Origin of the sequence: Glycocaulis alkaliphilus (assembly GCF_004000605.1) — a bacterium.
Classification (GTDB): domain Bacteria; phylum Pseudomonadota; class Alphaproteobacteria; order Caulobacterales; family Maricaulaceae; genus Glycocaulis; species Glycocaulis alkaliphilus.
Map to the genome: position 1 here is coordinate 2,049,641 of NZ_CP018911.1, position 24,511 is coordinate 2,074,151.

Sequence of the window (24,511 nt, forward strand, 5' to 3'; positions counted from 1 at the left end):
GCGCCGTGGCGGCGCATCCGGGCTACATATTGGGGTAGTTCGGGCCACCGGCTCCCTCTGGCGTCGTCCAGTTGATATTCTGGTTGGGATCCTTGATGTCGCAGGTTTTGCAGTGGACGCAGTTCTGCGCATTGATCACGAATTTGGGTTCACCGCCCTCATCGACCCACTCATAGACCGCTGCCGGGCAATAGCGTGCGGACGGACCGCCATAAACATCGTGCTCGCTGGCTTTCTGCAGCGCCAAGTCGGCCACTTTGAGGTGGATCGGCTGGTCTTCCTCATGGTTGGTGTTGGAGATGAACACCGAGGAAAGCCGGTCGAAGGTCAGCACACCATCGGGCTTGGGATAGTGGATCGGCTTGCACTGGTCTGCCGGTTTGGTCGCCGCATAATCCGGGCCGCCATGGCCGAGCGTGCCGAAAATGGAGAAGCCGAACAGCTCGTTCGTCCACATATCCATTCCGCCAAGCCCGATGCCGATGAGCGTGCCCCATTTGGTCCAGAGCGGCTTGACGTTACGGACCTTTTTCAGCTCCGACTTCACCCAGGACTTGTCATAGGCCGCCTCATAGGCGTCCAGCACATCATGCTGGCGGCTTTCGCCCAGCGCGGCAAAGGCGGCTTCAGCGGCCAGCATGCCGGTTTTCATGGCGTTGTGGCTGCCCTTGATGCGCGGCACGTTCACAAAACCGGCCGAGCAGCCGATCAGCGCGCCGCCGGGGAAGGCCAGCTTCGGCACGGACTGGAAACCACCCTCGGTGATCGCGCGTGCGCCGTAGGACAGACGCTCCGCCCCCTCAAGGACGGGTGCAATATCGGGATGGGTTTTCAGGCGCTGGAATTCGCCAAACGGGAACAGGTTCGGGTTCTTGTAGTTGAGGTGTACCACAAAGCCGATGGCGACCAGATCATCGCCGAAATGGTACATGAACGAGCCACCGCCCGTATCGTTGGAGAGCGGCCAGCCCATGGTGTGCATGGCCAGGCCCTTCTTGTGGTTCTCTGGCTTCACGCGCCAGAGTTCCTTCATGCCGATGCCATATTTTTGCGGCTCGCGGCCCTCATCGAGATTGAAGCGATTGATCAGCTGCTTGGAGAGGCTGCCGCGCGCACCTTCGGCAAAGAGCGTGTACTTGGCGCGCAGCTCCATGCCCGGCTGGTACATATCCTTGTGGCTGCCATCGCGCGCCACGCCCATATCGCCGGTGATGACACCCTTGATGACGCCGTCTTCCTCGATCAGCGAGGCCGCCGGGAAGCCGGGATAGATCTCCACGCCCATGGCTTCAGCCTTCTCGGCCAGCCAGCGGCACAGATTGCCCAGCGAGCCGATATAGCAGCCGTGATTGTGCATGAAGCCCGGCATGGCGAAGCCGGGGAAGGTTGCCGAACCGGACTCGCCCAGCGCCACGAACTTGTCGTCGGTCACTTCAGTGTCAAAGGGCTGGCTGGGATCGTCACGCCAGTCGGGAAACAGCTCGTCGAGCGCCTTGGGATCAAACACCACGCCGGAGAGAATATGGGCGCCAATCTCGGAGCCCTTCTCGATCACGGCCACGGAGACCTCACGGCCTTCGGCCTCGGCCAGTTGCCGGATGCGGATGGCAGCCGCCAGACCCGCCGGTCCGCCACCTGCAATCACCACATCATATTCCATTGCGTCGCGCTGGATCTCGCCGTCAGCCATGTTGCCTCCCGTCAGTTCTTCTTCCCGCGCTGGATATATGCGCTGGCTTGACACCAGCGTTTGCGCGAGGCCCTGTCCCGTCTTAGCTTACCGCCAGGAAATGAGCTAGGGCATCAGCCCCGCTACGCCAGCAAAAAGCGCAGAGCGCGGATAATCCCCAACGCACAGAACGGACCCCAACGCGTGACGCCTGACCATCCACCCTCCCAAGCCGATGCGCTCGCCGCGCTGAAAAGCCTTGTGGGCTGGTGGGATGATGCCGGGATCGCGGTGGACATACCCCCTGCCCCGCCCCCTGCGCTGCGCACCAGCGCGCCGGAGCGCAAATCCGCCCCGGCAGCCCCTGCGGTGAAATCTGCGCCTGCCGCACCGGAAAAGCCTGCGCAGGACGCGAGCGCGATGGCGCGCGACGCCACTGACATCGCGGCCCTGAAAGCCGCCGTGGAAAGCTTTGACGGGTGTGATCTCAAACGCACCGCCCGCAACACCGTGTTCGCGCGCGGCAACTCTGAAGCGCCCCTGATGGTGATTGGCGAAGGCCCCGGACAGGACGAGGACCGCGAGGGCCTGCCCTTCGTCGGCCGGTCGGGCCAGCTTCTCGACCGCATGCTGGCCGCCATCGGGCTGGATGAGGCCAGCGCCTACATCACCAATGTCGTGTTCTGGCGTCCGCCCGGAAACCGCAAGCCCTCGACCGAAGAGATTGAAATCTGCCGCCCCTTCGTGGAGCGCCATATCGCGCTGGCAAAGCCGCGCCTGATCCTGCTCGTTGGCGGCATCTCCACGCAGGCCATGCTGAAAACCCCGCAAGGCATCATGGCGCTGCGCGGGCGCTGGTCGCAAGTGACCGCCGGAGGCCATTCCGCCCCGGCCCTGCCGACCTTCCACCCGGCCTTCCTCCTGCGCCGCCCGCAGGAAAAGGCCAAAGCCTGGGCCGATCTGCTGAGCCTGCAGGAGAAGCTGGAAGAGCTCTCCTAAGCCTCATCCACATCGGCGAGTTCGCGCAAATACGCGATGCGGGCAAGGCCGTGGGCGTGAAGGCGCGCTTCCAGATCGCGGCGCGTATGGACGCTCGACCAGCGAATGCCATCAAACAGGCCGGGCGGTGGCGGGCTTTCAAGCGCCAGCAGCCAGTAGCCGCCATCTTCCGCCGGGCCGATCACCGCGTCATGGCGTTTGAGCAGCGCGAAACCGCGCGCCACATCCCGGCGTGTGATGTCGGGCGCGTCGGTGCCGATAATGGCGATGGGAAGCGCCCCTCCCCTTTTCTCCCCCCGTTCACGGGGGAAGCGCCCCCGCAGGGGGCGAGGGGGGGAGGTTCTTGAAAAAACATCCCCCCTCCGGCCTTTCAGGCCACCTCCCCCGCAAGCGGGGGAGGAAAACCATCCTCCAGCACCGGCCAACACCCTTGCCTGACGCGCGCCGAGATCACCGCCCCCTTGCGGCCAGCGCGCCAGATCATCCGGCCAGACCTTGCCGAACGCGCGAGCGATGGCGCTGTCCGGACTGACCGCAAGCACGGTTCGCCAGCGCGCATCACCGCGTACAGCCCGAAGCGTTTTGGCCGTCATCGCCCGGTAGGCGCGCCACGCCATCACCTTGCCGATACCGGCGGCGAGGCGCGTCTTCGCCCCGCCAATCACCGGCGCGCGGGCAAAGACGATGAGGCGCGGCTTTCTCATGCTCTGCGCCCGGAATAGGCCCGTGCCAGCTTTTCCGGGTCCGCCCCCAGAAAATAGCGCGCCAGCAAGACCAGATTGGCCGCAGAGCGGCGCAGATACCCCTCGGAGCGGAAACGCTCTGCGCTGGTGACGGCGCGCGCAGGGAGAGGTTTCAGCCGCCTTTTGCCGATGCGGCGCACCAGCTCCACATCCTCAAACAGGCGCATCAGCCTGTATCCGCCAAGCCTCTCATAAAGCTGCGCCGGAATGAGCAACCCCTGATCGCCATAGGGCAGGGCGAACACGGCGCAGCGCCAGGCCACAAACCGCTCCAGACGGCGCGCAGGCGCGCTGTCATCATCCAGCGCAAACTGGAAATAGCCTGCCACATCCCCGTTCCCATGTTCTGCCATGAAGGCTTTTACCGCCTTCGCCCAGCCCGCCTCCAGCCGCGTGTCCGCATGCAGGAAGAGCAGCCAGCCGCCCTCGCCTGCGCTTTCCATCGCGCGGGCAGCCCCGGCGGCGAGCTGCACACCGCGTCCGGGCGGGGATTTGACCACATCAAACCCGCGCGCACGGGCGAGCTTCACGCTGGCATCGCCCGACCCGCCATCGGCCAGCACCCAGCGCGAAATCAGCCCGCACGCAATCGCAGGCTCCAGACCGGCGAATGTGTCCGGCAAGGAGGGGGCCGCGTTCAGCGAAGGAATGACGACAATCACATGGCTCATGCGCGCCATAAGGCGCACGGGCGGCGAGCCTCGTCAAATTCATTTTGTTCTTGAATTGTTCTATTTTTCGAGTCAGCGTCCGGGCATGAACGCGATCACCCCCGCCCGCCAGTCCGAGGCCCTGCCCGATCCCTTCCAGCCCAGCGGAAGAGGCGCGAAATCGAATGCCGCCGGGCGGTTCGAGCGCGCCACCGCGGAGCCGGTCGATGATGGCTGGCATAGCGACGCGCCGCCGCGCCAGATCAAGACCACGCTGATCCGCGATGGCGCGCGCTCCATCATCGCAACGAATGACAGTCCGGATATTAGCTTTGACCAGTCTGTGAACCCCTACCGGGGCTGTGAACATGGCTGCATCTACTGTTTTGCACGGCCCACCCACGCCTATTGGGGGTATTCGGCCGGATTGGACTTTGAGAGCGTCATCTTCTTCAAGCCCGGCGCGGCGGAACTTTTGCGCAAGGCGTTTTCAAAGCCCGGCTACGTCCCGCGCGTGTTGGCCATGGGCAGCAATACCGATCCCTACCAGCCGGTGGAGCGCGATTTGCGCATTACCCGCGCCATTCTTGAAACCTGCCTCAGTTTCCGTCACCCGGTCAGCATCATCACCAAATCGGCAGGGGTGCTGCGCGATCTCGATCTATTGCAGGAGCTGGCGGGCATGGGCCTCGCCCATGTGGCGATCTCCGTGACCACGCTGGACGCAAAACTGGCAAGGACGATGGAGCCACGCGCCTCCACCCCCACGCGGCGGCTCTCGGCCATCACCGCATTGAGCGAAGCGGGCGTGCCGGTCAGCGTCTTCACCTCGCCCATGATACCGGGGCTCAACGATCACGAGCTGGAAAACCTGCTCGGCGCAGGGGCAAAATCCGGAGCCCGCCATGCCAGCTATGTGCTGCTGCGCCTGCCGCTGGAGGTGGAGCCGCTCTTTAAACAATGGCTCTCGGTAGAGCGCCCCCTGTCAGCCAAGAAGATCATGGGGCTGATCGAGAGCACACGCGGCGGCAAGGCTTATGACAGCCGCTTTCATGCCCGCATGCGCGGCGAAGGCCCGGTGGCGGAGCTGATCCGCGCCCGCTTTGAGCGCGCCTGCCGGGCAAACGGGCTGTCCAGGAAAGTAGTGCCGCTGCGCACCGGTCTTTTCAACGTGCCGGAAAAGGAGAGCGATCAGTTGAGCCTGTTTTGATTTTGCCTACCTGGTTGTCATGGCCCGGCTTGCCTGCGCCCGCGCAGGCGGGTGATGACAAGGGATGGCTACCTCCCCCCTTTACCCCTTGTCCGCAGCGCCCTAGCAAGGCGGTATGGCCACAGACGCGATTATCGCAGGCATTGACGAAGCCGGGCGCGGGCCGCTGGCCGGACCGGTCGTGGCGGCAGCGGTGATCCTGCCTGCGGGCTTTTCTGCGCTGTCCGAACTGGCAGACTCCAAAAAGCTCACCGCCAGACGCCGCGAGGCGCTGGCTGCCGTGATCCGCGCCGAAGCAATAGTGGGCGTTGGCATTGCCGAACCGGCAGAGATCGACCGGGTCAATGTGCTGGAGGCCACGATGCGGGCCATGTCGCGCGCCTGCCGCAATCTGCCGCTCACGCCCGAACGGGTGCTGGTGGATGGCAACCGGCTGCCGCATCTCGACTGCCCGGCAGAGGCCATTATCGGCGGCGATGGCAGCGAGCCGGTGATTTCTGCCGCCTCCATCATCGCAAAAACCGTGCGCGACGCGCTGATGATCGAAGCGGCACTGCGCTGGCCCGGATACGCGCTGGAGGGGCATAAAGGCTATGGCGCAAAGGCCCATATTGATGCCCTGCAAGGGCTGGGGGCCACCCCCATCCACCGGTTTTCGTACCGCCCTGTCGCGGCTGCGGCAGAAAAAAAAGCACACGGGTGATTCGCGCTTAACCCCTCGTTAGGCGTATCATTTCAACCCTGCTGCACCGGGTTGGAATGAGGGTGACGCTGGTGTCAACAAGTTTGCCGATAAATCAGGTTCTGCATGGGAACTGCGTGGAGATCATGCAGACCTTGCCCGACAACAGCGTGGACCTGATCTTTGCCGATCCGCCCTACAACCTTCAGCTTGGCGGCGAACTGCATCGCCCGGACAATTCCAAGGTGGACGCGGTCGATAATGACTGGGACCAGATTGGCGGGTTCGACGAGTATGATCTGTTCACCTGCGGCTGGCTGGAAGAGGCCCGGCGCGTCCTGAAAGAGGATGGCGCGCTGTGGACCATTGGCAGCTATCACAATATTTTCCGCGTCGGCACCTTCCTGCAGGATATGGGATTCTGGGTGCTCAATGATGTCATCTGGCGCAAGTCCAACCCGATGCCGAACTTCAAGGGCACGCGCTTTACCAATGCGCACGAGACGCTGATCTGGGCGGCCAAGCACAAGACCAGCAAGGTCACGTTCAACTACGCAGCCATGAAATCGCTCAATGACGGCGTGCAGATGCGCTCTGACTGGACGCTGCCGATCTGCTCGGGCGGTGAGCGCCTGAAAGCCCTTGATGGCCGCAAAGCCCACCCGACGCAGAAGCCAGAGGCGCTGCTGCACCGCGTGCTGCTTTCCACCACCCATCCCGGCCAGATCGTGCTCGACCCGTTCTTCGGCACCGGCACCACGGGCGCAATGGCGAGGAAGCTGGGGCGCAAATTCATCGGCATTGAGGCCGACGCGGACTATGTGACGCTGGCCCGCCAGCGCATCGAGGCGATCAGCCCTGGCGATGCCAGCGCGTTGCAGGTGACAGCCTCCAAGCGCTCGCTCCCGCGCATTCCGTTCGGCAATGTGGTCGAGGCCGGCCTCATCAAGCCCGGCGATACGCTGTTCTGCGCGCAGGGGCGGCGTACCGCGCGCGTGCGCGCTGACGGCTCGGTGACAGGCGGCGGCGAGACCGGCTCCATCCATCAGGTCGGCGCGGCTGTTCAGGGCGCGCCCTCCTGCAATGGCTGGACGTTCTGGCATATCCGCCGCAATGGCACGCTGATGCCGATTGACGTGCTTCGCAGCCGCATCCGCGCCGAGATGGAAGAGGCGTAGGGGGCTCTGTTTGCTTTTCCCTCGTCCTTCGAGACGCTCACTGCGTTCGCCCTCAGGATGAGGGAAAAGCGCGACCCAAGCCCTCATCCTGAGGAGCCACAAAGTGGCGTCTCGAAGGACGAGGGCGACCTGCCTACAACACCGCCTGCACGGCCTTCTTCATCGCTGTAGGCAGCCCGGCCGCACGGATGGGATGCACCGCCACCCAGCGCGCGCCATCGGGCAGGCTGGCCTTCGCATCGAAGGGCGCGGCAAACACAGTCAGGCGCAGCTCAAAATGCGTGAAGACATGGGTGATCCCGCCCGCTTCTCGCCACTCCAGCGCCAGTGGAGCAGCCTCCTCTGGTGACGGGAGCGCTCCGGCATCCTCAACCCAGTCCGTTCCCGGCACTTCCAGCATGCCGCCGAGCAGCCCCTTGTCAGGGCGTGTACGCACCAGCACCTCGCGCGCCTCGCCTGCCCCGCGAAAGACCACGAAAGCGATGCCATGGCGCACCGGCTTTGCCTTCTTCGCGGCTTTCACCGGATAGCGCTCCTGATCGCCTGCGACGCGCGCGGCGCAATGGCTCTCCCACGGACACGATCCGCAAGAGGGAGCGCGCGGCGTGCAGATGACAGCGCCCAGATCCATGATGGCCTGCGCGTAGTCTCCCGGCCGGTCCGGATCGGCCAGCATGGCGGCGGCTTTGCGGATTTGCGGCTTGGCTGAGGGCAGCGGCGCTTCGATGCGGAAGATCCGCGTAATCACCCGCTCCACATTGGCATCCACCACGCTGGCGGGCAGGTTGAAAGCGGCGGCGCGGATGGCGTGGGCGGTGTATTCACCAATGCCCGGCAGCGCGCGAAGCCCTTCCAGATCGCTGGGGAACACACCCGCCAGACCACGCGATACAGCCTGCGCACAAGCGTGCAGATTTCGCGCGCGGGCATAATAGCCAAGCCCTGCCCACGCGGCCATCACATCCTCGCGCGGGGCGTTCGCAAGATCATGAACCGTCGGCCAGAGGGAGAGGAATTTCGCATAGTACGGCGCGGCGTGCGGCACGGTCGTCTGCTGCAGCATGATCTCAGACAGCCATACCGCGTACGGGTCCGCCGCGCGCCCCGCCGCGCGCTCTTCAGGCCGGATCCGCCAGGGCAGGGTTCGCCCCTCCCGGTCATACCAGGCGAGCAGTCGGCTACGCATGGCGGCGATGTCACCGCTCACCGGGCTTGCCGCATCATCTCGAAGTGCCGACACTGTGCTCATGGATGAAAGCTGGAAACACGATCGCCAAAAGGCAATCACGCAGCGCAGGCGCATACGCTCGAAAAGCGATGCGGTCTCGCGCGCGGAGGCGGATCTGTGGGCCGTCGATCATCGGGGCAAACCCGCCATCAAGCCACCGCCCCCCGCCGGGAGGGCGCTGGCCAAGGTGCTGCGGCCTCTGTCGCGCGCCTTCGGGCCGGGTGCCTCCGAGCTGGAGGAGCATTGGGAGGCGATAGTCGGCGAGGCGCTGGCGCGCTGGACCAGTCCTGAAAAGCTGCAATCGGGGACACTTACCGTGCGGGCGCGCGGACCTGCCGCTGCGCTGATCGAGGCGCAATCGGGCGTGATACTGGAGCGGGTGGCTCAATATGCGGGCCGGGCGCCCAAACGCCTGCGCATCGTGCAAGGCTCGCTAGCTGCGCCCGCCGGGCCGGTACGCCGCGCGGCAAGCCGGGTGATCAAGCGCGCCGAACCCTTGCCCGAACCGCCCGCCGATCCGGCTGAACGGCTGGCCGCGGCGCTGGCCGACTTCGAGGCGGCGGTAAGGGAGCGCGAGGGCGGGTAGCCGCTGGGCGTTTTCTTTTCCTCCCCCGTTTACGGGGGAGGTGTCAGCGAAGCTGACGGAGGGGGGAACTCTCGTGCAATCTCCCCCCCCCTCGGCCCTTCGGGCGTTCGAAGCTTCGCTTCTCACCCCGCCCGTGAACGGGGGGAGAAAAGGGTCTTCCCTGTATGAAACCCCTTAAAGCCCGCAGGGCTATCCAGGGCCTGTTGCCGGATTATCCTGCACAAGGTCCCGGCTCTGCGCTGCGCTTGGCCGGGAGTTCAGGGGACTGAAATGCCTACCCCGCATCCGCCTCGATATGCAGGCGCACGGTGACGTTCGGCGCGACCTCAGCCCAGCTGGAGCCGCCGACACCAAAATCTGCCCGCAGGATTTCCAGCGTGCCTTGCGCCACGGCGCGGCCATCGCTGATCTCGACCGTGAAGGGCAGGACGGCGTCACGGCTCTCGCCCTTGATGGTCAGGGTTCCCCGCGCCTCATAGCCCTCATCTATCGCCACGACCTCGTCAGACACGAAGATGGCTTCGGAATATTCCGCCGGGTAGAGGCCATCGCGGCTGACAAGCGCGCTTTGATACTCGCGGTTGGGAATAGTGCCGGTGCCGCTGGTCACGCGCGCAGAAATCTGCGCGTTCTCAAGGTCTTCCGGATCGAATGTGATCTCGGCTGAGAACTCGGCGAAACTGGCCGTCACGGCCTGGCCGAAGACGCGGGTTTCGGCGGTGACTTCAGACGCAGCTGCGTCGATCACCCAGTCCTGCGCAGAGAGGGGGAAAGTGCCGGTCAGGGCAAAGGCAAAAGCGGCGATGGACGCACGGATCATGGGGAGCTCTCCGTAAAAGGATTGTTTTTCTTGTAGTTATACGCGGAATTTCAGGAAGGGGATCATGCGCGTCAGCACATCATCCCTGTTGACGAAATGATGTTTCAGCGCCGCGCCGACATGCAGGGCCAGCAGCGCGAAGATCACCCACGCGCCGGCGCTATGGATAGACCCCAGCGGCTCATAGGCCTCATTGGGCACCGGCAGGTGCGGCAGTTCCAGCGCGGGGTTATTGGCGATGTAGGAGGGAAAATTGGTCGCCGAGGCTGTCAGCCAGCCAACCAGCGGCATGCCGATCATCACCGCGTAGAAAGCGATATGCGTGGCGCGCGCCGCGATTGCTTCCCACGGCTTCATGGTGGCGGGCAGCGGCGGAACCTTGTGCGTCAGCCGCCAGCCAAGGCGGACCAGCGCCAGCACCAGAAGGCTGATCCCGATGGTCTTGTGCCAGTTATAATAGGCCTGCACCTCGGCGAAGCTCATCTCGCCCGCCAGCGCCATTTCGCGCATATCTTCCATCTGCCAGCCCATGAAGATCATGCCAACCAGCAGGGCCGCCATCAGCCAGTGGAGCGCTATGGCAACAGCCGTATAGCGGGGGTGTCCGGTGGTGCTCATTGTTTCGCCCATCCCTGTTGTTCCGGCTATATGAGGCAAGCCTGCCGCCACCGCCAGCCCTTCGCAAGCGCGAAGAGGGAAAATGGCTCTGACAGCAGCAGGTACGGCCGGATTTCCATAGCCTGTTCAATGTATTAGCCCATTCTGGAGTGGCGCAAACAACACTGTTTCCGGGAGGGGGTGGATTGCGGTTTTGGTGGTGAACCGCCCCTCATATCGTCGTTCCCGCGCAGGCGGGAACCCAGAGCCACTTCGCAACTGACAGCGCCTTGTGATCGTCTGGATTCCCGCCTGCGCGGGAATGACGAAGGGGCACATGGTCCAGTTTCCCCGTGCCAACCCCGTCCGGCCCCTGTAGGATTGCGCTCAGGGAGGCCGGTCATGCTGCGGCTGCTGGGCGCAATTCTGATCGCAGGTTTCGCCGTTCTCGCGGCGGCATTTGGAGCGGCCTGGCTGCTGGATGCCCGTGCCACAGAAGGCGGGCGTGAGCTCGCCCTGTCACTGGCGATTAGGGATGCGGATACAGCGGCAAGGCCGCTGGAGGATTGTAGTCTAAGATTGCCGGAGTGGATGATCGTTAACTCGATGCGCGGTTGGAGTTATGCCCGCGCTGTTGTCGACGGCGACGACACGTCCTGCTGGCTACCAGTGGTGTGGAGTGATGCTTTTTCAAAGCTCTATTCTCCGGAAACCGGAAACGCGTGCCGCTTCGATCTCGAGTATGCGGGTGACTACACTCTGGCTCACGACAACAGCGGATGTGCGACGACATACCTGTTCCTACCGGGCTTTCGCGAAGAGCTCGGTTCCTGCCTCGGCCTGTCCCCGGACCATCCCCGCGTGAACGTGGAGCTCCGCCGGGACTGGCCGGAAAGGCCGGAGTATCGACGGCCGGTCCGGCCCAGCACTTTCAGCATTCTCACCGGCTGCCCTGATCCGAAATCGTAGCAGCCCTTTCCGCGCCTATCTGCCGCGCAGCTTCGCCCTCGCGTTCGGCGCGCGCCGCGCTATGTTGTGCATCGCAAAAACCTGAACCGGGGAGACCATCCATGAGCTATCGCGCGCCCGTCCGCGACATCCGTTTCAGCCTTGAGGAGATTGCCGCGCTGGACAGCGTGCGCGCCACCGGCGCCTTCCCGGAGTTTTCCGGCGACCTTACCGGCGCGATCCTCGAAGAGGCGGCAAAGCTGTGCAATGACGTGATCGCGCCGCTGAACTGGCCGTCAGACCAGCAGGGCTGCACGCTGAAAGACGGCGAGGTGAAAACCCCGGACGGCTTCCCGGCGGCCTATGCCAAATTCGTCGAAGGCGGCTGGCAGGGCCTGCAGTTCGGGACAGAGCATGGCGGCATGGGCCTGCCACGCGCGCTGGGCTGCGCGCTGATGGAGATGCTGCAGAGCGCCTCGATGAGCTTTGGCCTTGGCCCGATGCTCTCCTTTGGCGCCATCGAGGCGCTGATCGCCCATGGCTCGGACGAGCAGCGCGCGCTCTATCTGCCGAAAATCATTTCGGGTGAATGGTCAGCGACGATGAACCTTACCGAGCCGCAGGCGGGCTCCGACGTGGGCGCGCTGCGCACCAAGGCCGAACCCAATGGCGATGGCAGCTGGGCGGTTTCCGGCCAGAAGATTTTCATCACCTGGGGCGAGCATGACTGCGCGGAAAACATCATCCATCTGGTGCTGGCGCGCACGCCAGACAGCCCGGCCGGCACCAAGGGCATCTCGCTCTTCCTGGTGCCGAAATTCATTCCCGATGAAAGCGGTAATCCGGGCAAGCGCAATGGCGTGAAGGCCATTGGCCTGGAGCACAAGATGGGCATTCACGGTTCGCCCACCTGCACGATGGAATACGCGAACGCGACCGGCTGGCTGATTGGCGAGGAAAACCGCGGCATGGCCGCCATGTTCACCATGATGAACTCGGCGCGCCTGAATGTCGGCGTGCAGGGCGTCGGGATTGCCGAGCGCGCCTATCAGCAGGCGTTTGAGTTTGCAAAAGAGCGCCGTCAGGGCCGGGCGCCGGGCGCCGAAGGCCCTGCCCCGCACGCCATCATCGATCATCCCGATGTGCGCCGCATGCTCTCCCTGATGAAAGCAAAAATCGAGGCAGCCCGCGCTATCTGCTTCCACGCCGCAGTGGAAGGCGATCTGGCCGAGCACCATGGCGATGAAGACGAAGCCGCCTGGTCACGCCGCCGCGAGGAGCTGCTCATCCCCGTCGCCAAGGCCTGGTCGACTGATCTTGGCGTGGAGGTGGCATCGCTGGGCGTGCAGATCCATGGCGGGATGGGCTTTATCGAGGAAACGGGCGCCGCCCAGCATTACCGCGATGCGCGCATCGCCCCGATCTATGAGGGCACGAACGGCATCCAGGCGATCGATCTGTCGGGCCGCAAGCTGTCCATGGAGGGCGGGCTCGCCTTTGCCGAGCTGATCGAGGATATCCGCCAGACGGTGGAAGATTGCGAGACCTCCTCCAACCCGGCCTTGCCGGAGCTGGCGGCACGCCTCGCCCCGGCAGTGGACGCGCTGGAAGAGGCCGTCCAGTGGATGGCATCTGCAGACATGGAAGACCGGCTGGCGGGCTCCACCGCCTTTTTGAAACTGACCGGCGATGTGACAGGCGGCTGGCTCTTGTGCGTCGGCGCGGTCGCCGCCCAGCGCCGCCTGAAAGAGGCGGAAGGCGATGCGGGGTTTGCCGAAAACCGCATCGCGCTGGCGGGCATTTATGCCGAAACGGTGCTGGCCGCCGCGCCGGGCCTGATGGGCGAAATCCGCATGGGCGCCGCCCCGCTCTTCGAGCCGGGCCTTGCCATGCTGGAGAGTGCTTGAGGAAGTTTAGTACCGGACGCTGAAATCCCGGGCGAACGCAGTGAGACCCGGGACCTCGTGCAGGAGAGGCGGAGAGAGGCCCCGGATCGCTGCGCGTCCGGGGTTTCAGCGACTATGGCTTCAACCCAGTAGGTGTGGGTACAGGTCACGCCAATCAGGATTGACCTTTCCAATCAACGCAATTTTCCATTCCCGCCGCCAGCGCTTGATCCGCCGCTCGCGTTCCGCGGCATAAGTCACATCCTGATGCGGCTCGAAAAAGACCAGCGTTTTCAGATTGTACTTGCGCGTAAACCCGCGCACATCGCCCTCGCGATGCTCCCATATTCGGCGCACCAGATCGACGTTGCACATACCGGTGTAGAGGACGCCATACGGCTTGTTGGTGAGTATGTAGACCCAGGCGCGATCCATATCCGCCTCCCTTTTCAAAGGAAAAGACAGTGGCAGAGAAGAGTCCAGCTTTATCCGGCCCGAGGCCCCGGATAGCTCTCCGAGCTTCCGGGGTTTCAGTGATTTGACATCCACATAGCTGAACTCCCGGCCAAGCGCAGCGCAGAGCCGGGACCTCTTGCAGGAGAGGCGGAGAGAGGCCCCGGATCGCTGCGCGTCCGGGGTTTCAGCGGCATCAATCCCCCAATCTATCCCCCTCCCCCCGGCGCGGGCGTAATATGCGTCTTGCCGGTCGGGTTGAGAGCGTGTTCGCGACACGCCTGATGCAGACCGGCGCGAGGGATTTTGTCCCCCGCTCCGGGTGTTGAATGGTTGTCCGCATGGATGGCGCATCCCTCACTGCCCCGCATGGGGCTTAATGGAGATACGGGAAGACAAGCCCTTCGCAATGCGGACGGTCCCAAAAGGCCACGCTGAAGACTGCCCCGACTGCCCATTTTCCGGCCCCACGGGCCGTCCGCATCCCTTCGCCACAAGGCCCTTCGGCCATTTTGCCCAGCTTGTACTTTTTTTTTCAAAGTTCTTTTGACAAGCGTCATACTTTGTCATAAGGTTCAGCCATCAACCCCGGCTGGAGGCCTTACACATGGACCTGAGAGACGAACTTCTGGATGTGCGCCGCAGTGCCTATGCGCGTCTGCGGGGCGGCTACCCGATCATCATGGCTGGAACGGTGTTCTGGCTGGCGCTGGCGGTAATGAGCCAGTTCATGGAGCCGGTGGCGATGCTTCAGGCGGCCTTTGGCCTTTCGGGCATGATCTTCCCGGTGGCGCTGGTCTTTGCGTGGCTGGCCCGCATTCCCTTCATGAAGGACCGCACGGTGCTCAGCCCGCTACTGGTGCCCACCTTCATCGCCATGCTGCTCTTCTGGCCGATGCTGTTCATCGCCACGGCAGAGGCCGGCGCGGGCGTGATCATGAGCATACTGGCCATCGGGCTGTCCCTGCACTGGCCGGTCATTGGCTGGACCTATGGACGCACCGCGCTGTTCTGCGCCCACGCCATCATCCGCGCCGGTCTGGTGTTCTGGATCTATTACGCCTTCCCCGGCCAGCAGATGCTGTACATCCCGCTGGCGGTAGCGGCCTGCTACGCGGTGACCGCGCTCATCGTCTATGCCGATGCCAGCCGCCTTGCCCGCCGCATGGGGATGCTCCCCGCACGGCAGGCCCAGGCGATGGCGGTCTAGCCAGACGCTAGATCCAGAAACCGCGCGGATCGGTGTGGCTGCGTCCTTCGGTCAGGCGGATCAGCCCCACCACCGCGCGGATGATGAACCAGATCGCGGTGGCCAGCATGATGAGCAGGCCAAGGCCCAGCACCCAGATCGTCAGCACACCGATCACCCAGCCTGCCAGCCCGTACCAGAAAGTGCGGATCTGATAGGTGTAGTGGTTCTTCAGCCAGTCCGGGGCCTGATCCTTGCGGACATAGGCGATGATGACCGCGATAACCGCAACCAGCCCGGCGGTGACCACCGAAGCGGCCTGCAATATGTAGCAGACGAGAGCGACGGTACGGTCGCTGTCATCAGACGGCGCGGCAGGCGGCGGGGCAGGCGGCGGGGCCGGGTGTGTGGTCTGCTCGTCGGTCATCGGGAAAGGCCTTTCCTTGTCATCGCCTGCGGCGCGGATACGACACTGTCACAAATTTAATGCAGGCGAAGTGGTCTTTCGCCTTGGTTGTGCCGCTCGGCACGGCCAATATTCCGCCCATGATTGGTGAGGATAATCAAGTTGCCAGGCCGGTAGCGTTGTGGCTGGAGCGCGCATCACTGGCCGCAGGCGGGCTGGGTCTGCTCGCCTTTGGCGCCGGCCGTGCGATCACCGGCGAAGGCCTTGCCTATCCGCAATCCCTGCTCTGGATGGTGCCATGTGCCCTACTTGCAGCGGGCTGCGCACTGCTCTACTGGCGTGTGGCCACACGAACGCCGCAATGACAGGCAAGGAAGCCCCCATGACCGCCCCCGCAATCATCGTCACCATGTCCGACAGCGTGCCTGGCCGCCAGATGGGCGATGTTCTGGGCATTGCGCGCGGCAGCGTGGTGCGTGCCCGCTTTTTCGGCCGCGACTTTGTCGCCGGCCTGCGCAATCTGGTGGGCGGTGAAGTGAACGAATACACCGACCTGATGGCGCAGACGCGCGAACAGGCCATGGCGCGCATGATCGCGCATGCAGCCGAGCTGGGGGCAGACGCCGTTGTCACCTTCCGGTTTTCCACATCCACCATAACTGAAGGCGCTGCCGAGATCCTGGCCTACGGGACGGCGGTGAAGCTGACATGACCGATCATTCCGGCGAGGGCGAAGTACGTCCGCAGAACATGGTGACCACGTTTTTCCGGCGGGTCGTGTCCGAGTTTGGCGAGACAATCCGGTTTTTTGCCGGCGTAGCAGCTGTGTGGTTCGCGCTGGTGACCTTCGGGTTTGCCGCCTTCCACATCCCGTCTGAGAGCATGCAGCCGGCCCTGCAGGTCGGCGACCGCGTGCTGGTCTCGAAGTTCACCTATGGCTATTCGCGCCATTCCCTGCCGCTGAACATGGGCTATCTGCTGCCGGAGAGCTGGACGGGCCGCGTCCTGCATTTTGGCGGACCGGCGCGGGGCGAGGTGATCGTCGTGCGTGATCCGCGCCAGCGCATCAACATCATCAAGCGCGTCATCGGCCTGCCCGGCGACACGATCGAGGTGCGCGGCGGACGCCTGATCATCAATGGTGATGTCATGGAGCGCGTGGAGCAGGACGTCATCCGTTACCGCACGCGCGAGGGCCAGATCGTCGCCGTCACCGTGTATGAGGAGCTGCTGCCGGAAGGCAATAGCCACATTATCTACGAGCGCACGGACAATGCCCTGCTGGACAATGTCGGCCCCTTCCGCGTGCCCAATGACAGCTACTTCCTGATGGGCGACAACCGCGACGCGTCCGCCGATAGCCGGGTCGGGTCGCAGCTGGGCTATGTACACCGCGACAATATTGTCGGCCGGGCCTTCACCGTGCTCTTCACCTTTGCCAACTGCCGTAATGAGGAAGGGCTGACCTGCCCGCCCTGGAGGGTCTTCCGCGGGCTGTAAAGGCGCTCACCGCATTTTCAGCAAAAGTGCAATGCGGTTTTGCGGTTCGAAAATGCGGCAGTCCAGAAAGGTAGAGCGTTTTCAATCTGTGAAAACGCTCTACTCTCCTCCCTGAAAAAAGGGAGGAGAGCCAGATGAGCTTACAAGGAAAGACCATTTTCATTACCGGGGCCAGCCGGGGCATTGGCCTGGCCATCGCTGAGCGCTGCGCGCGCGACGGGGCCAATATCGCCATCGCCGCCAAGACCGCTGATCCGCACCCCAAGCTGGAAGGCACGATCCACACCGCAGCAGCCGCCATTGAGGCCGCTGGCGGCAAGGCCCTGCCCATACAGTGCGATATTCGTGAGGAAGAGAGCGTGGAAGCAGCGGTCAAACAGACCGCTGAGCATTTCGGTGGCATCGACATTGTGATCAATAATGCCTCGGCCATCTTCCCCATGCCCACCAAGGACACGCCGGCCAAGCGCTGGGACCTGATGCATCAGGTCAATGCGCGCGGCACCTATGTGGTCACCCGCGCCTGCCTGCCCTACCTGGAAAAGGCCGAAAACCCGCACATTCTCGCGCTCTCCCCGCCGCTGGACATGCGCGCCAAATGGTTCGGCCCGCACGTGGCCTATACCAGCGCCAAGTACGGGATGAGCCTGTGCATTCTGGGCTGGTCACAGGAGTTCCGCGGCAAAATCGCCGCCAATGCCATCTGGCCGCGCACCGCCGTGGCGACAGCGGCCATCGCCCACGTGCTGGCAGGCGAAGAGGCGTTCAAAAACTGCCGCAAGCCGGAGATTCTCGCCGAGACGGCCTACCGCGTGCTGGTGAAACCGGCGGCGAAGTTCACCGGCAATTTCCTCATCGATGACAGCTTCCTCGTCTCCGAAGGCGTGACCGATCTGGATCAGTATTCGGTGGAGCCGGGCGTGGAATTGCTGCCCGACTTCTTCGTGCCGGACGTCCCCCCTGCCCCGCCGGGCGTAAAGATCATGGCGATCCCGCTGGGGCATTAAACCCTACTTCCTGAAATCCCGGCCAAGCGAAGCGCAGAGCCGGGACCTCACGCAGAACAATCCTGAGAGAGGCCCCGGATCGCTGCGCGTCCGGGGTTTCAGCGTCCCCGAGTAAAGAAAAAACCCCGGAACCTGCAGGTTCCGGGGTTTCATTTTCAGGACTTTTCAGAGCCGTCAGGCCGCCTGCACGTCGCGGATATAGCGCTGGATGTCGCTCTTGATCCGTTCCGAACGCTCGGCAACCTGGGAAGCGGTCATGGCCAGCTGGTTGGCGGCCGCTGCGGTGGTACCCGCCGCCTGCTCCAGCCCGCCCAGCGAACGGGATACCGCTTCGGCGCCTTGCGCCGCCTCGTTGACATTGCGGCTGATCTCGCCGGTCACGGCCACCTGCTCCTCGGCAGAGGAGGCGACAGCGGTCGAGATCTGGCTGACCTCGTCAACCACCTGCTCGATGCTGCGCACCGCCGTCACCGCGGTCTCGGTGCCTTCCTGGATGGCACGGATCTGCTCGATAACGGTGGCGGTTGCCTTCTCGGTCTGCTCGGCAAGCTGCTTGACCTCGTTGGCCACGACCGCGAAGCCCTTGCCGGCCTCGCCAGCGCGGGCTGCTTCAATGGTGGCGTTAAGGGCCAGCAGCTTGGTCTGCTCGGTCACAGCGCTGATGAGCGCGGCCACTTCATCAATGGCGCTGGCGGCATTCACCAGCACATCGATCCGGCTCAGCGCCTCGTCCACGCGCTTGGTGGCGTCAGTCGCAATACCGGAGGTGCGCCCGATCTGGACGGCAACCTCCTTGATCGAGCTGGTCAGCTCCTCGGCGGCACTGGCAACCGTTTGCACATTGGCAGCCGTCTGCGTGGTGCTGGCGGACACGGTCTGCGTCTCGGCCGAGCTTTCCTCTGCCGTGGACGCCATGGACTGCGCGGTCGATTGAAGCTCTTCGGCGGCGCTGGCCAGCGTGGCCACGGCCTCGTCGATTTCCTTTTCGAAGCTGAGGGTCAGGGCGTTGACCCGCTCGGCCTGTTCCAGCTTGCGGCGGGATTCGGTCTCCTGTGCTGCAGCCAGATCGCGGGCAGTGATCGATTGCTGCTTGAATGCCTCCAGAGCCTTGTTGAGCACCCCGATTTCATCGCCCCGGTCAGCCTCGGCAATCTCGACCTCCAGATCACCTCCGGCAAGGCTGTCCAGCCGGCCAATGGCGCGGGTCATGGGCTGGCCGATCCCGTAGCGGCCGATCAGGAAGCTGATCGCGCCGCCAGCTGCCAAAGCGGCAATAATCCCGATGATCATCAGATTGCGGGCTGAAACGACAGTGGCCTCGGCCTGTTCATAGGCGGCAAGCTCATTGGCGGCTTCATAGTCTTGGAACGCGTCTAGGGCAGCGCGCGCCTCAAGGCCGAGCGTGCGTGCAGCGTTCACCGCGCGTTCAACGCGCTGCTGCATCACCTCCCGGTCGGCACCACGCATCGCGCGCAACTCGGCAACGGACGCATCGAACGCCGTGACAAAGCGATCAAATGGCGCGCTGATCGCTGCAAGCTGCTGGCGTCTCCCCTCACTTGCGCCTTGCGAGAGGGCGTCATATTCCGCCTGGAAGCTCTCGCGCGCCTCGCGAACCCGGCTATCAATGCTCTCGACTTCACCGGGCTCGACCGCCAGCAGGTACCAGAAGCGCCGGATATCGCCGAGCGCCTCACCCATATCGGCGGCACGCTGCTGCTCCGTGGAAGCCGTGTGTATCCGGTAGGCGGAATCGCGCACAAGGTGGATTTCATAGATCGCGAACGAGCCAAGGGCAACGAGGGCAACCGCCATAGCCGCTACGATCAAAAGAAGTTTGCCCATGATGGGCAGGTTGGACAGGCGCATAAGGGAATCCCCCAAACAAAGAGCCGATTTCGCCCGACACTTGAAGTAGCCGGGTTAATGCGCCCTAAATCATCCGGCGCACACGGAAAAATGCTCTTTATATATCAATGCGGTAATATTGTTACTTCGCTGGAATGGTTTATGCGCGCCGCACGTGAATAGGCTATCCCGGGTTCAGCCAGCCCGTCACCCCTCTCGCCGCCGCAACACCGCTGGCGAAACCCGCCTGCAGCAGATAGCCGCCCGTGGGCGCTTCCCAGTCGAGCATTTCGCCCGCCACGAACACGCCGGGCATCGCTTTCAGCATGAAGCGCTCATCCACCGAGGTGTGCGCTATGCCGCCTGCACTGGAAATCGCCCGGTCGAGCCCCTGCATGCCGGTGAGCGTGATCGGACATGCCTTGATACGCGCGGCCAGTGCTTGCGGATCACGCGGCACTGCGCCCGCTTCGCGCAGCAGCGCAGCAGAGAGGGGCGACAGCCTCGCCTGCTTGCGCAGCGTGTTGGAAAGCGACTGGCCGGGTTTGGCCGCGTCCAGGCGCTTGACCAGCGCCTCCTCTGATGTGTCAGGCGCGAGATCGAGGGTGAGGACCGCCCTGCCTTCGACCTCAATCGCGGTGCGAAGGGACGCACTCAGCGCATAGATGGCCCCGCCCTCCATGCCGTAGGCGGTAATCATGGCTTCGCCGCGTATCGTGCGGCCCTGATGGCTGAAGCTCGCGGTTTTAAGCGGCTCACCGGCGAATCGATCCCTGAAGACCGCAGACCAGCGCGCATTGAAGCCTGCATTGGACGGCGTGAAGGGCGTGATTTCGACGCCGCGCTCTTTCAGCCAGCCGGTCCATTCACCCCTCGAGCCCAGACGCGGCCAGCTCGCCCCGCCGAGCGCCAGGATCACCGCATCCGGCTCAATCGGCCGGTCAAGCCCGTCCGGCCCGGCGATCAGGAAACGGCCTGCCCCGTCAAAGCCCCGCCAGGTGTGGCGGGTGTGGATGGTGACGCCCAGCGCATCCAGCCTTGCGAGCCACGCTCGCAAGAGCGGCGAGGCCTTCATGGATTTGGGGAAGATGCGCCCGCTGGACCCGGTGAACACCGCCTGCCCCAGCCCTTCACACCATGCCGTCAGTTCAGAAGGCGGAAAGGCGCGGATGGCAGGCTCCAGCCAGTCACGCGCCGCGCCATAACGCTCCAGAAAGGCGTCGAGCGGTTCGGAGTGGGTGAGGTTCAGCCCGCCCCTGCCCGCCATCAGGAATTTGCGCGCGACGCTCGGCATGCGCTCATAGACATCGACCGCGAAGCCTTCGCCCGCCAGCTTTTCTGCGGCGATCAGGCCCGCTGGGCCCGCCCCGATAATGGCAATGCGGGTGCTGGTCTCGTAGCGGACAGTCATGGATCAGGCTGCGCCGTCAAGCGCGCGCGCCACCGCGTCCGGCATGGATGCGATCACGCGCAGATAGTTGCGCGTGGCGGCATCCGGCTTGCGCCTGCCCTGCTCCCAGTCGCGAAGGCTCGCCACCGGTACGCCATAGCGCGCGGCAAATGCAGGCTGGCTCAGCCCCGTCGCCGAGCGCGCCTTGCGGGCCAATACCGCCGCGCGGCCCCGCTCGAATTCTTCATCAGAGAGTGGCGCGTCGGGATCAGGGGCGTTGCTCGCCATGATATCTTTCTGTCTCACGCTCATTGGCTTTCCTCACCGAAATGATGCGGGCCACGCCATCCCTTGGTGCATGGACGCATACCCAGACCCGTCCTTCTGCGAGCCCGTAGGTGACAAAGCGCTCCTCGCCATAGTCGAACCGGGTATCCAGCACATCGACCTTGCCCCGGTCCGCCAGCACCATTGCGGCAAAGCCTAGCGGGACGCCATGCTTGGCGAAGTTGGCTTCATCCTTCTCAGGATCGTAGTCCAGCTTTGACCAAGTATACGGCAATGCCGCACCCCTTTCAATCTACCCCCACACCGCCGAGCGGAGCATGTTGAGGGCGACGAGGGCCAGACCAATCGCAAACGCCTGACGCAGGCGCGCGGCGTTGAGGCGGTGGGCGAGGCTCGCCCCCAGCGGGGTCACGAACACAGCCGTGATGGCGAGCAGTGCAAAGCCCGGCATGGAGACAAAGCCGAGCGAGAACGGCGCACGGTCTGCAACGCCCCACCCCGTAATCACGAAGCCCAGCGCCGCCGGGAAGCCTATCGCGACGCCAAAGCCCGCGGCCGTCGCTACGGCGACATGGATGGAGCGGCCAAAGACGGTCAGCAGCGTGACGCCGAACACGCCCCCGCCAATGCCCATCAGGGCGGACATGATACCGATCGTACCCGCGAGCAGCGCCCGGAAGGGCTGGCCCGGCAGATCATCGCCGAGCTTCCAGTCCGCCCGGCCGAAGAAGAATTGCAGCGAGAGCACCAGCGCCGTGATGGCAAAGATAAAAACCAGGCCGCGCGTCGGAATCGCGCCGGCTATCGCGGAACCTGCCAGCGCGCCCAGAACAATCCACGGGCACCATTTTTTGAGGATGTCAAAATCCACCGCGCCGCGCTTCGCATGGGCCATGACGGAGCGCGCAGAGGTGATGACGATGACGGCAAGGGAGGTGCCCACCGCCGCGTGCATGGCGTGTTCGGGATAGCCGAGAAATACCAGCGTGTAATACATGGCCGGGACCATCACGACCCCGCCGCCAATGCCGAACAGCCCGGCGATCAGCCCTGCAAATGCGCCGACAGCCAGCAGGGTGAGAAGGTAGACGATATAGGTTTCCATCAGGCCGCCGCGCGCGCCTCCCTCACGGCGACAAGCGCCCGTTCTACCACATTCCAGTCCGCGCCATCCTTGTTGGCCTCGGTCGACAATATCTGCCGCCAGCGCCGCGCGCCCGGCATGCCCGCAAAAAGCCCCAGCATGTGACGCGTGATGGCATGCAGGCGAACGCCGCGTGCCAGCTGGCCTTCCACATAGGGGCGGTAGGCTTCGACCACGGCAAAAGGATCGTCATGCGGGTCGGCCTCACCGAAGAAGAGAGAGTCCACGCGTGATAGAATGAAGGGTGTGTGATAGGCCGCCCGGCCCAGCATCACGCCATCGAGGCCCGCCATCTCGGCTTGCGCGTGCTCGAGATTTTCCAGCCCGCCATTGAGGATGATTTCCAACTCGGGGTGCGCGGCTTTCAGGCGGCGCACAATATCATAGTCCAGCGGCGGGATGTCCCGGTTCTCTTTGGGTGACAGACCTTTGAGCCACGCCTTGCGGGCATGGACGCTAAAGCTCGTCACGCCGCTCTGCGCCACCGTCTCCACGAAGGCAAAGAGGGTCTCTTCCGGGTCCTGTTCATCCACGCCGAGCCGGTGTTTCACCGTCACTGGCACCGACACCGCCTCGCGCATGGCGGCAAGGCAGTCGGCAACCAGTTGCGGCTCGCGCATCAGGCAGGCGCCAAACGTGCCCGACTGCACCCGGTCTGACGGGCAGCCGACATTGAGATTGACTTCCGCATAGCCGAAATCTTCCGCGATGCGAGCGGCGTCGCTGAGCAACTTGGGATCGCTCCCGCCAAGCTGGATAGCCACCGGGTGCTCGGCATCGTCAAATCCTATCAGGCGCTTCGCATCGCCGTGAATGACCGCCTGATCGACCGCCATCTCGGTATAGAGCAGCGCACGGCGCGTCATCACGCGGTGGAAGGCCCGGCAATGCCGGTCCGTCCAGTCCATCATGGGCGCGACGCTGAAGCGTCTGGAAAGCGGTGCCGGGCTCATGCCCGCCATGTAGGCCAGAGCGGGCAAAAGGGCAAATGGGATGGATGGTACGAAGCGCAAACCCGGTGACGCCCCGGAACCGCCTCGCCCTTCTTGCGTTTCCCTGCTGATCATCTTTGGCAGGGCGCGGCAGAGCTGCGCGAGGAGACACCTGAAATGGGCAAGGCAATACTGATGTGGTTCCTGGGGATTCCGATCCCCGTCATCATTCTCATTCTCATTCTTTTCTAGGAGGCGCACGACATGACAAATGCACCCATCACTGCGCCTGTAACGGCGACTACACCCGCCCGCTGGGCCGGACCGGCGATCAGCTGGTCAGCCGTTTTTGCCGGCGCGTTTGCCGCTGGCGGGCTGACCATCATTCTGGTCATTCTGGGTTCGGCGTTCGGCTTTGGCGCCATGTCGCCTTTCGCTGACGACGGGCTGTCCCTCACCACGATCAGCATTGTCACGATCATCTGGCTGATCTTCACGCAAGTTTTCGCCTCCGTTCTGGGCGGCTATATCGCCGGACGCACCCGCCTGCGCTGGTCCATCCATGCAGACGAGGTGTTCTTCCGTGACAGCGTACACGGCTTCCTCACTTGGGCAGTGGCCACCGCCTTCATGTTTGCGGCTGCAGCCATCGCCGCTGGCGGTGGCGCTCTGGGCGCAACGGCGGTGACGGCGGCGGCCGTACATTCCGAAGAGGGCGCACCGGCCCCGGCCACCATTATCACTGACCGGCTTTACCGCGCGCCGGGTGCCGACCCTGAGGCCCTGGCAAGTGCCCGCGAGGAAGCTGACCGCTTCGTGGTCCGCGCCATCACCGATCCGGACTCGGTGACGGCAGAAGACCGCGCCTGGCTGGTCGAGGATGTGGCCGAGCGCACCGCCATCGGCGTCAATGAAGCCGATGCCCGCGTCCAGGCCGCGTTCGGCCAGATGGATACCGCACGCGAAGAAGCCCGCGACGCGGTGGACACCGCCCGCGCGGCCAGCGCAACGCTGGCTATCGCCACCGCACTGGCCATGCTGTTCGGTGCGTTCGTTGCCTGCGCGGCAGCCATCTTTGGCGGACGCGAGCGCGACGGGCTGGAAGACAGGCTGGTTTCGCCGTAAGGCGCCAGCAGGTCTTCATCAAAGGGCGCAGCT

General features: G+C 64.1%; 27 protein-coding genes. 13 read left to right on the forward strand and 14 right to left on the reverse strand.

What is annotated here, in order from left to right; genetic code table 11:
- Positions 1-22: 22 nt before the first annotated feature.
- Positions 23-1,690 carry an electron transfer flavoprotein-ubiquinone oxidoreductase gene (locus X907_RS09720; RefSeq protein WP_127567481.1) on the reverse strand — a complete coding sequence of 556 codons (1,668 nt, stop codon included), beginning with the start codon at positions 1,688-1,690 and terminating at the stop codon, positions 23-25.
- Between the two features lie 183 nt (positions 1,691-1,873).
- Here X907_RS09720 and X907_RS09725 point away from each other — a divergent pair, with 183 nt between their 5' ends.
- On the forward strand, positions 1,874-2,668 hold the full coding sequence (locus X907_RS09725; protein ID WP_127567483.1) for a uracil-DNA glycosylase: 795 nt from the start codon (positions 1,874-1,876) through the stop codon (positions 2,666-2,668).
- Here the strand turns inward: X907_RS09725 and X907_RS09730 are convergent.
- Complete coding sequence (locus X907_RS09730; protein ID WP_127567485.1) at positions 2,665-3,372, reverse strand: TIGR04282 family arsenosugar biosynthesis glycosyltransferase; 708 nt, start codon at positions 3,370-3,372, stop codon at positions 2,665-2,667. The genes X907_RS09725 and X907_RS09730 overlap by 4 nt on opposite strands.
- Positions 3,369-4,091: a TIGR04283 family arsenosugar biosynthesis glycosyltransferase gene (locus tag X907_RS09735; protein ID WP_233352581.1), complete on the reverse strand. Its 723-nt coding sequence runs from the start codon at positions 4,089-4,091 to the stop codon at positions 3,369-3,371. Before X907_RS09735 ends, X907_RS09730 begins: the two co-directional genes overlap by 4 nt.
- Positions 4,092-4,167: 76 nt before the next feature.
- Here X907_RS09735 and X907_RS09740 point away from each other — a divergent pair, with 76 nt between their 5' ends.
- From X907_RS09740 to X907_RS09750, 3 genes are all read left to right on the forward strand, one after another.
- A complete protein-coding gene (locus X907_RS09740; RefSeq protein ID WP_127567487.1) occupies positions 4,168-5,271 on the forward strand; it encodes a PA0069 family radical SAM protein in 1,104 nt (367 codons plus the stop codon).
- Positions 5,272-5,386: 115 nt separating this feature from the next.
- Entirely contained in the window at positions 5,387-5,974 is a 588-nt protein-coding gene (locus X907_RS09745; protein ID WP_127567489.1) for a ribonuclease HII, read from the forward strand.
- 56 nt (positions 5,975-6,030) lie between these two features.
- Positions 6,031-7,131 (forward strand): site-specific DNA-methyltransferase, encoded by a 1,101-nt coding sequence (locus X907_RS09750; RefSeq protein WP_127567491.1) that lies wholly within the window; start codon positions 6,031-6,033, stop codon positions 7,129-7,131.
- 133 nt (positions 7,132-7,264) lie between these two features.
- On the opposite strand, the gene mutY is transcribed toward X907_RS09750, so the two are convergent.
- Positions 7,265-8,317 (reverse strand): A/G-specific adenine glycosylase, encoded by a 1,053-nt coding sequence (gene mutY / locus X907_RS09755; RefSeq protein ID WP_127567493.1) that lies wholly within the window; start codon positions 8,315-8,317, stop codon positions 7,265-7,267.
- On the opposite strand from mutY, the gene X907_RS09760 reads away from it, so the two are divergent.
- Positions 8,316-8,945 carry a DciA family protein gene (locus X907_RS09760; RefSeq protein ID WP_127567495.1) on the forward strand — a complete coding sequence of 210 codons (630 nt, stop codon included), beginning with the start codon at positions 8,316-8,318 and terminating at the stop codon, positions 8,943-8,945. The genes mutY and X907_RS09760 overlap by 2 nt on opposite strands.
- A gap of 274 nt (positions 8,946-9,219) precedes the next feature.
- Here the strand turns inward: X907_RS09760 and X907_RS09765 are convergent, their stop codons facing one another.
- Both X907_RS09765 and X907_RS09770 read right to left on the reverse strand, forming a co-directional pair.
- A complete protein-coding gene (locus tag X907_RS09765) occupies positions 9,220-9,765 on the reverse strand; it encodes a YceI family protein (RefSeq protein WP_127567497.1) in 546 nt (181 codons plus the stop codon).
- 36 nt (positions 9,766-9,801) lie between these two features.
- Entirely contained in the window at positions 9,802-10,383 is a 582-nt protein-coding gene (locus X907_RS09770) for a cytochrome b (RefSeq protein ID WP_127567499.1), read from the reverse strand.
- 381 nt (positions 10,384-10,764) lie between these two features.
- Here X907_RS09770 and X907_RS09780 point away from each other — a divergent pair, with 381 nt between their 5' ends.
- Both X907_RS09780 and X907_RS09785 read left to right on the forward strand, forming a co-directional pair.
- Positions 10,765-11,331: a hypothetical protein gene (locus tag X907_RS09780; RefSeq protein ID WP_127567503.1), complete on the forward strand. Its 567-nt coding sequence runs from the start codon at positions 10,765-10,767 to the stop codon at positions 11,329-11,331.
- Positions 11,332-11,432: 101 nt separating this feature from the next.
- Positions 11,433-13,217: an acyl-CoA dehydrogenase gene (locus X907_RS09785; RefSeq protein WP_127567505.1), complete on the forward strand. Its 1,785-nt coding sequence runs from the start codon at positions 11,433-11,435 to the stop codon at positions 13,215-13,217.
- Positions 13,218-13,337: 120 nt separating this feature from the next.
- Here the strand turns inward: X907_RS09785 and X907_RS09790 are convergent, their stop codons facing one another.
- Positions 13,338-13,631, reverse strand: a complete 294-nt coding sequence (locus X907_RS09790; protein ID WP_127567507.1) for a GIY-YIG nuclease family protein — start codon at positions 13,629-13,631, stop codon at positions 13,338-13,340.
- 625 nt (positions 13,632-14,256) lie between these two features.
- On the opposite strand from X907_RS09790, the gene X907_RS14445 reads away from it, so the two are divergent.
- On the forward strand, positions 14,257-14,859 hold the full coding sequence (locus X907_RS14445; protein WP_170175523.1) for a DUF7010 family protein: 603 nt from the start codon (positions 14,257-14,259) through the stop codon (positions 14,857-14,859).
- A gap of 7 nt (positions 14,860-14,866) precedes the next feature.
- On the opposite strand, the gene X907_RS09800 is transcribed toward X907_RS14445, so the two are convergent.
- Positions 14,867-15,265 (reverse strand): DUF4870 family protein, encoded by a 399-nt coding sequence (locus tag X907_RS09800; protein WP_127567509.1) that lies wholly within the window; start codon positions 15,263-15,265, stop codon positions 14,867-14,869.
- 83 nt (positions 15,266-15,348) lie between these two features.
- Between X907_RS09800 and X907_RS09805 the strand changes: the two genes are divergently transcribed.
- From X907_RS09805 to X907_RS09820, 4 genes are all read left to right on the forward strand, one after another.
- The gene (locus X907_RS09805; protein ID WP_127567511.1) at positions 15,349-15,609 is read left to right on the forward strand and encodes a hypothetical protein; all 261 of its coding nucleotides are present in this window, start codon (positions 15,349-15,351) and stop codon (positions 15,607-15,609) included.
- A gap of 17 nt (positions 15,610-15,626) precedes the next feature.
- Positions 15,627-15,956, forward strand: coding sequence for a YbjQ family protein (locus X907_RS09810; RefSeq protein ID WP_127567513.1), 330 nt, complete (start codon positions 15,627-15,629; stop codon positions 15,954-15,956).
- On the forward strand, positions 15,953-16,744 hold the full coding sequence (gene lepB / locus X907_RS09815) for a signal peptidase I (RefSeq protein WP_233352293.1): 792 nt from the start codon (positions 15,953-15,955) through the stop codon (positions 16,742-16,744). The genes X907_RS09810 and lepB overlap by 4 nt, the downstream gene beginning before the upstream one ends.
- A gap of 134 nt (positions 16,745-16,878) precedes the next feature.
- Complete coding sequence (locus tag X907_RS09820; protein WP_127567515.1) at positions 16,879-17,751, forward strand: SDR family oxidoreductase; 873 nt, start codon at positions 16,879-16,881, stop codon at positions 17,749-17,751.
- 174 nt (positions 17,752-17,925) lie between these two features.
- Here X907_RS09820 and X907_RS09825 read toward each other — a convergent pair whose 3' ends face one another.
- The 6 genes from X907_RS09825 to dusA form a co-directional block, all read right to left on the reverse strand.
- Positions 17,926-19,620 (reverse strand): methyl-accepting chemotaxis protein, encoded by a 1,695-nt coding sequence (locus X907_RS09825; protein ID WP_127567517.1) that lies wholly within the window; start codon positions 19,618-19,620, stop codon positions 17,926-17,928.
- Between the two features lie 163 nt (positions 19,621-19,783).
- Entirely contained in the window at positions 19,784-21,010 is a 1,227-nt protein-coding gene (locus tag X907_RS09830; RefSeq protein ID WP_127567519.1) for a TIGR03862 family flavoprotein, read from the reverse strand.
- Between the two features lie 3 nt (positions 21,011-21,013).
- Positions 21,014-21,277 carry a helix-turn-helix domain-containing protein gene (locus X907_RS09835; RefSeq protein ID WP_127567521.1) on the reverse strand — a complete coding sequence of 88 codons (264 nt, stop codon included), beginning with the start codon at positions 21,275-21,277 and terminating at the stop codon, positions 21,014-21,016.
- The gene (locus tag X907_RS09840) at positions 21,258-21,551 is read right to left on the reverse strand and encodes a BrnT family toxin (protein ID WP_127567523.1); all 294 of its coding nucleotides are present in this window, start codon (positions 21,549-21,551) and stop codon (positions 21,258-21,260) included. The genes X907_RS09835 and X907_RS09840 overlap by 20 nt, the downstream gene beginning before the upstream one ends.
- Positions 21,552-21,569: 18 nt before the next feature.
- Entirely contained in the window at positions 21,570-22,382 is an 813-nt protein-coding gene (locus X907_RS09845) for a sulfite exporter TauE/SafE family protein (protein ID WP_127567525.1), read from the reverse strand.
- Positions 22,382-23,374, reverse strand: coding sequence for a tRNA dihydrouridine(20/20a) synthase DusA (gene dusA / locus X907_RS09850; protein ID WP_127569453.1), 993 nt, complete (start codon positions 23,372-23,374; stop codon positions 22,382-22,384). Before dusA ends, X907_RS09845 begins: the two co-directional genes overlap by 1 nt.
- Before the next feature lie 243 nt (positions 23,375-23,617).
- Between dusA and X907_RS09855 the strand changes: the two genes are divergently transcribed.
- Positions 23,618-24,478 carry a hypothetical protein gene (locus X907_RS09855; RefSeq protein WP_127567527.1) on the forward strand — a complete coding sequence of 287 codons (861 nt, stop codon included), beginning with the start codon at positions 23,618-23,620 and terminating at the stop codon, positions 24,476-24,478.
- Positions 24,479-24,511: the final 33 nt, after the last annotated feature.

Coding starts and splice junctions, on each gene's coding strand:
- X907_RS09720 (WP_127567481.1), bottom strand. CDS start 1,690: ATGGCTGACGGCGAGATCCAGCGCGACGCAATGGAATATGATGTGGTG.
- X907_RS09730 (WP_127567485.1), bottom strand. CDS start 3,372: ATGAGAAAGCCGCGCCTCATCGTCTTTGCCCGCGCGCCGGTGATTGGC.
- X907_RS09735 (WP_233352581.1), bottom strand. CDS start 4,091: ATGGCGCGCATGAGCCATGTGATTGTCGTCATTCCTTCGCTGAACGCG.
- X907_RS09740 (WP_127567487.1), top strand. CDS start 4,168: ATGAACGCGATCACCCCCGCCCGCCAGTCCGAGGCCCTGCCCGATCCC.
- X907_RS09745 (WP_127567489.1), top strand. CDS start 5,387: ATGGCCACAGACGCGATTATCGCAGGCATTGACGAAGCCGGGCGCGGG.
- X907_RS09750 (WP_127567491.1), top strand. CDS start 6,031: ATGAGGGTGACGCTGGTGTCAACAAGTTTGCCGATAAATCAGGTTCTG.
- X907_RS09760 (WP_127567495.1), top strand. CDS start 8,316: ATGGCGGCGATGTCACCGCTCACCGGGCTTGCCGCATCATCTCGAAGT.
- mutY (WP_127567493.1), bottom strand. CDS start 8,317: ATGCGTAGCCGACTGCTCGCCTGGTATGACCGGGAGGGGCGAACCCTG.
- X907_RS09765 (WP_127567497.1), bottom strand. CDS start 9,765: ATGATCCGTGCGTCCATCGCCGCTTTTGCCTTTGCCCTGACCGGCACT.
- X907_RS09770 (WP_127567499.1), bottom strand. CDS start 10,383: ATGAGCACCACCGGACACCCCCGCTATACGGCTGTTGCCATAGCGCTC.
- X907_RS09780 (WP_127567503.1), top strand. CDS start 10,765: ATGCTGCGGCTGCTGGGCGCAATTCTGATCGCAGGTTTCGCCGTTCTC.
- X907_RS09785 (WP_127567505.1), top strand. CDS start 11,433: ATGAGCTATCGCGCGCCCGTCCGCGACATCCGTTTCAGCCTTGAGGAG.
- X907_RS09790 (WP_127567507.1), bottom strand. CDS start 13,631: ATGGATCGCGCCTGGGTCTACATACTCACCAACAAGCCGTATGGCGTC.
- X907_RS14445 (WP_170175523.1), top strand. CDS start 14,257: ATGGACCTGAGAGACGAACTTCTGGATGTGCGCCGCAGTGCCTATGCG.
- X907_RS09800 (WP_127567509.1), bottom strand. CDS start 15,265: ATGACCGACGAGCAGACCACACACCCGGCCCCGCCGCCTGCCCCGCCG.
- X907_RS09810 (WP_127567513.1), top strand. CDS start 15,627: ATGACCGCCCCCGCAATCATCGTCACCATGTCCGACAGCGTGCCTGGC.
- lepB (WP_233352293.1), top strand. CDS start 15,953: ATGACCGATCATTCCGGCGAGGGCGAAGTACGTCCGCAGAACATGGTG.
- X907_RS09820 (WP_127567515.1), top strand. CDS start 16,879: ATGAGCTTACAAGGAAAGACCATTTTCATTACCGGGGCCAGCCGGGGC.
- X907_RS09825 (WP_127567517.1), bottom strand. CDS start 19,620: ATGCGCCTGTCCAACCTGCCCATCATGGGCAAACTTCTTTTGATCGTA.
- X907_RS09830 (WP_127567519.1), bottom strand. CDS start 21,010: ATGACTGTCCGCTACGAGACCAGCACCCGCATTGCCATTATCGGGGCG.
- X907_RS09835 (WP_127567521.1), bottom strand. CDS start 21,277: ATGGCGAGCAACGCCCCTGATCCCGACGCGCCACTCTCTGATGAAGAA.
- X907_RS09845 (WP_127567525.1), bottom strand. CDS start 22,382: ATGGAAACCTATATCGTCTACCTTCTCACCCTGCTGGCTGTCGGCGCA.
- dusA (WP_127569453.1), bottom strand. CDS start 23,374: ATGAGCCCGGCACCGCTTTCCAGACGCTTCAGCGTCGCGCCCATGATG.
- X907_RS09855 (WP_127567527.1), top strand. CDS start 23,618: ATGACAAATGCACCCATCACTGCGCCTGTAACGGCGACTACACCCGCC.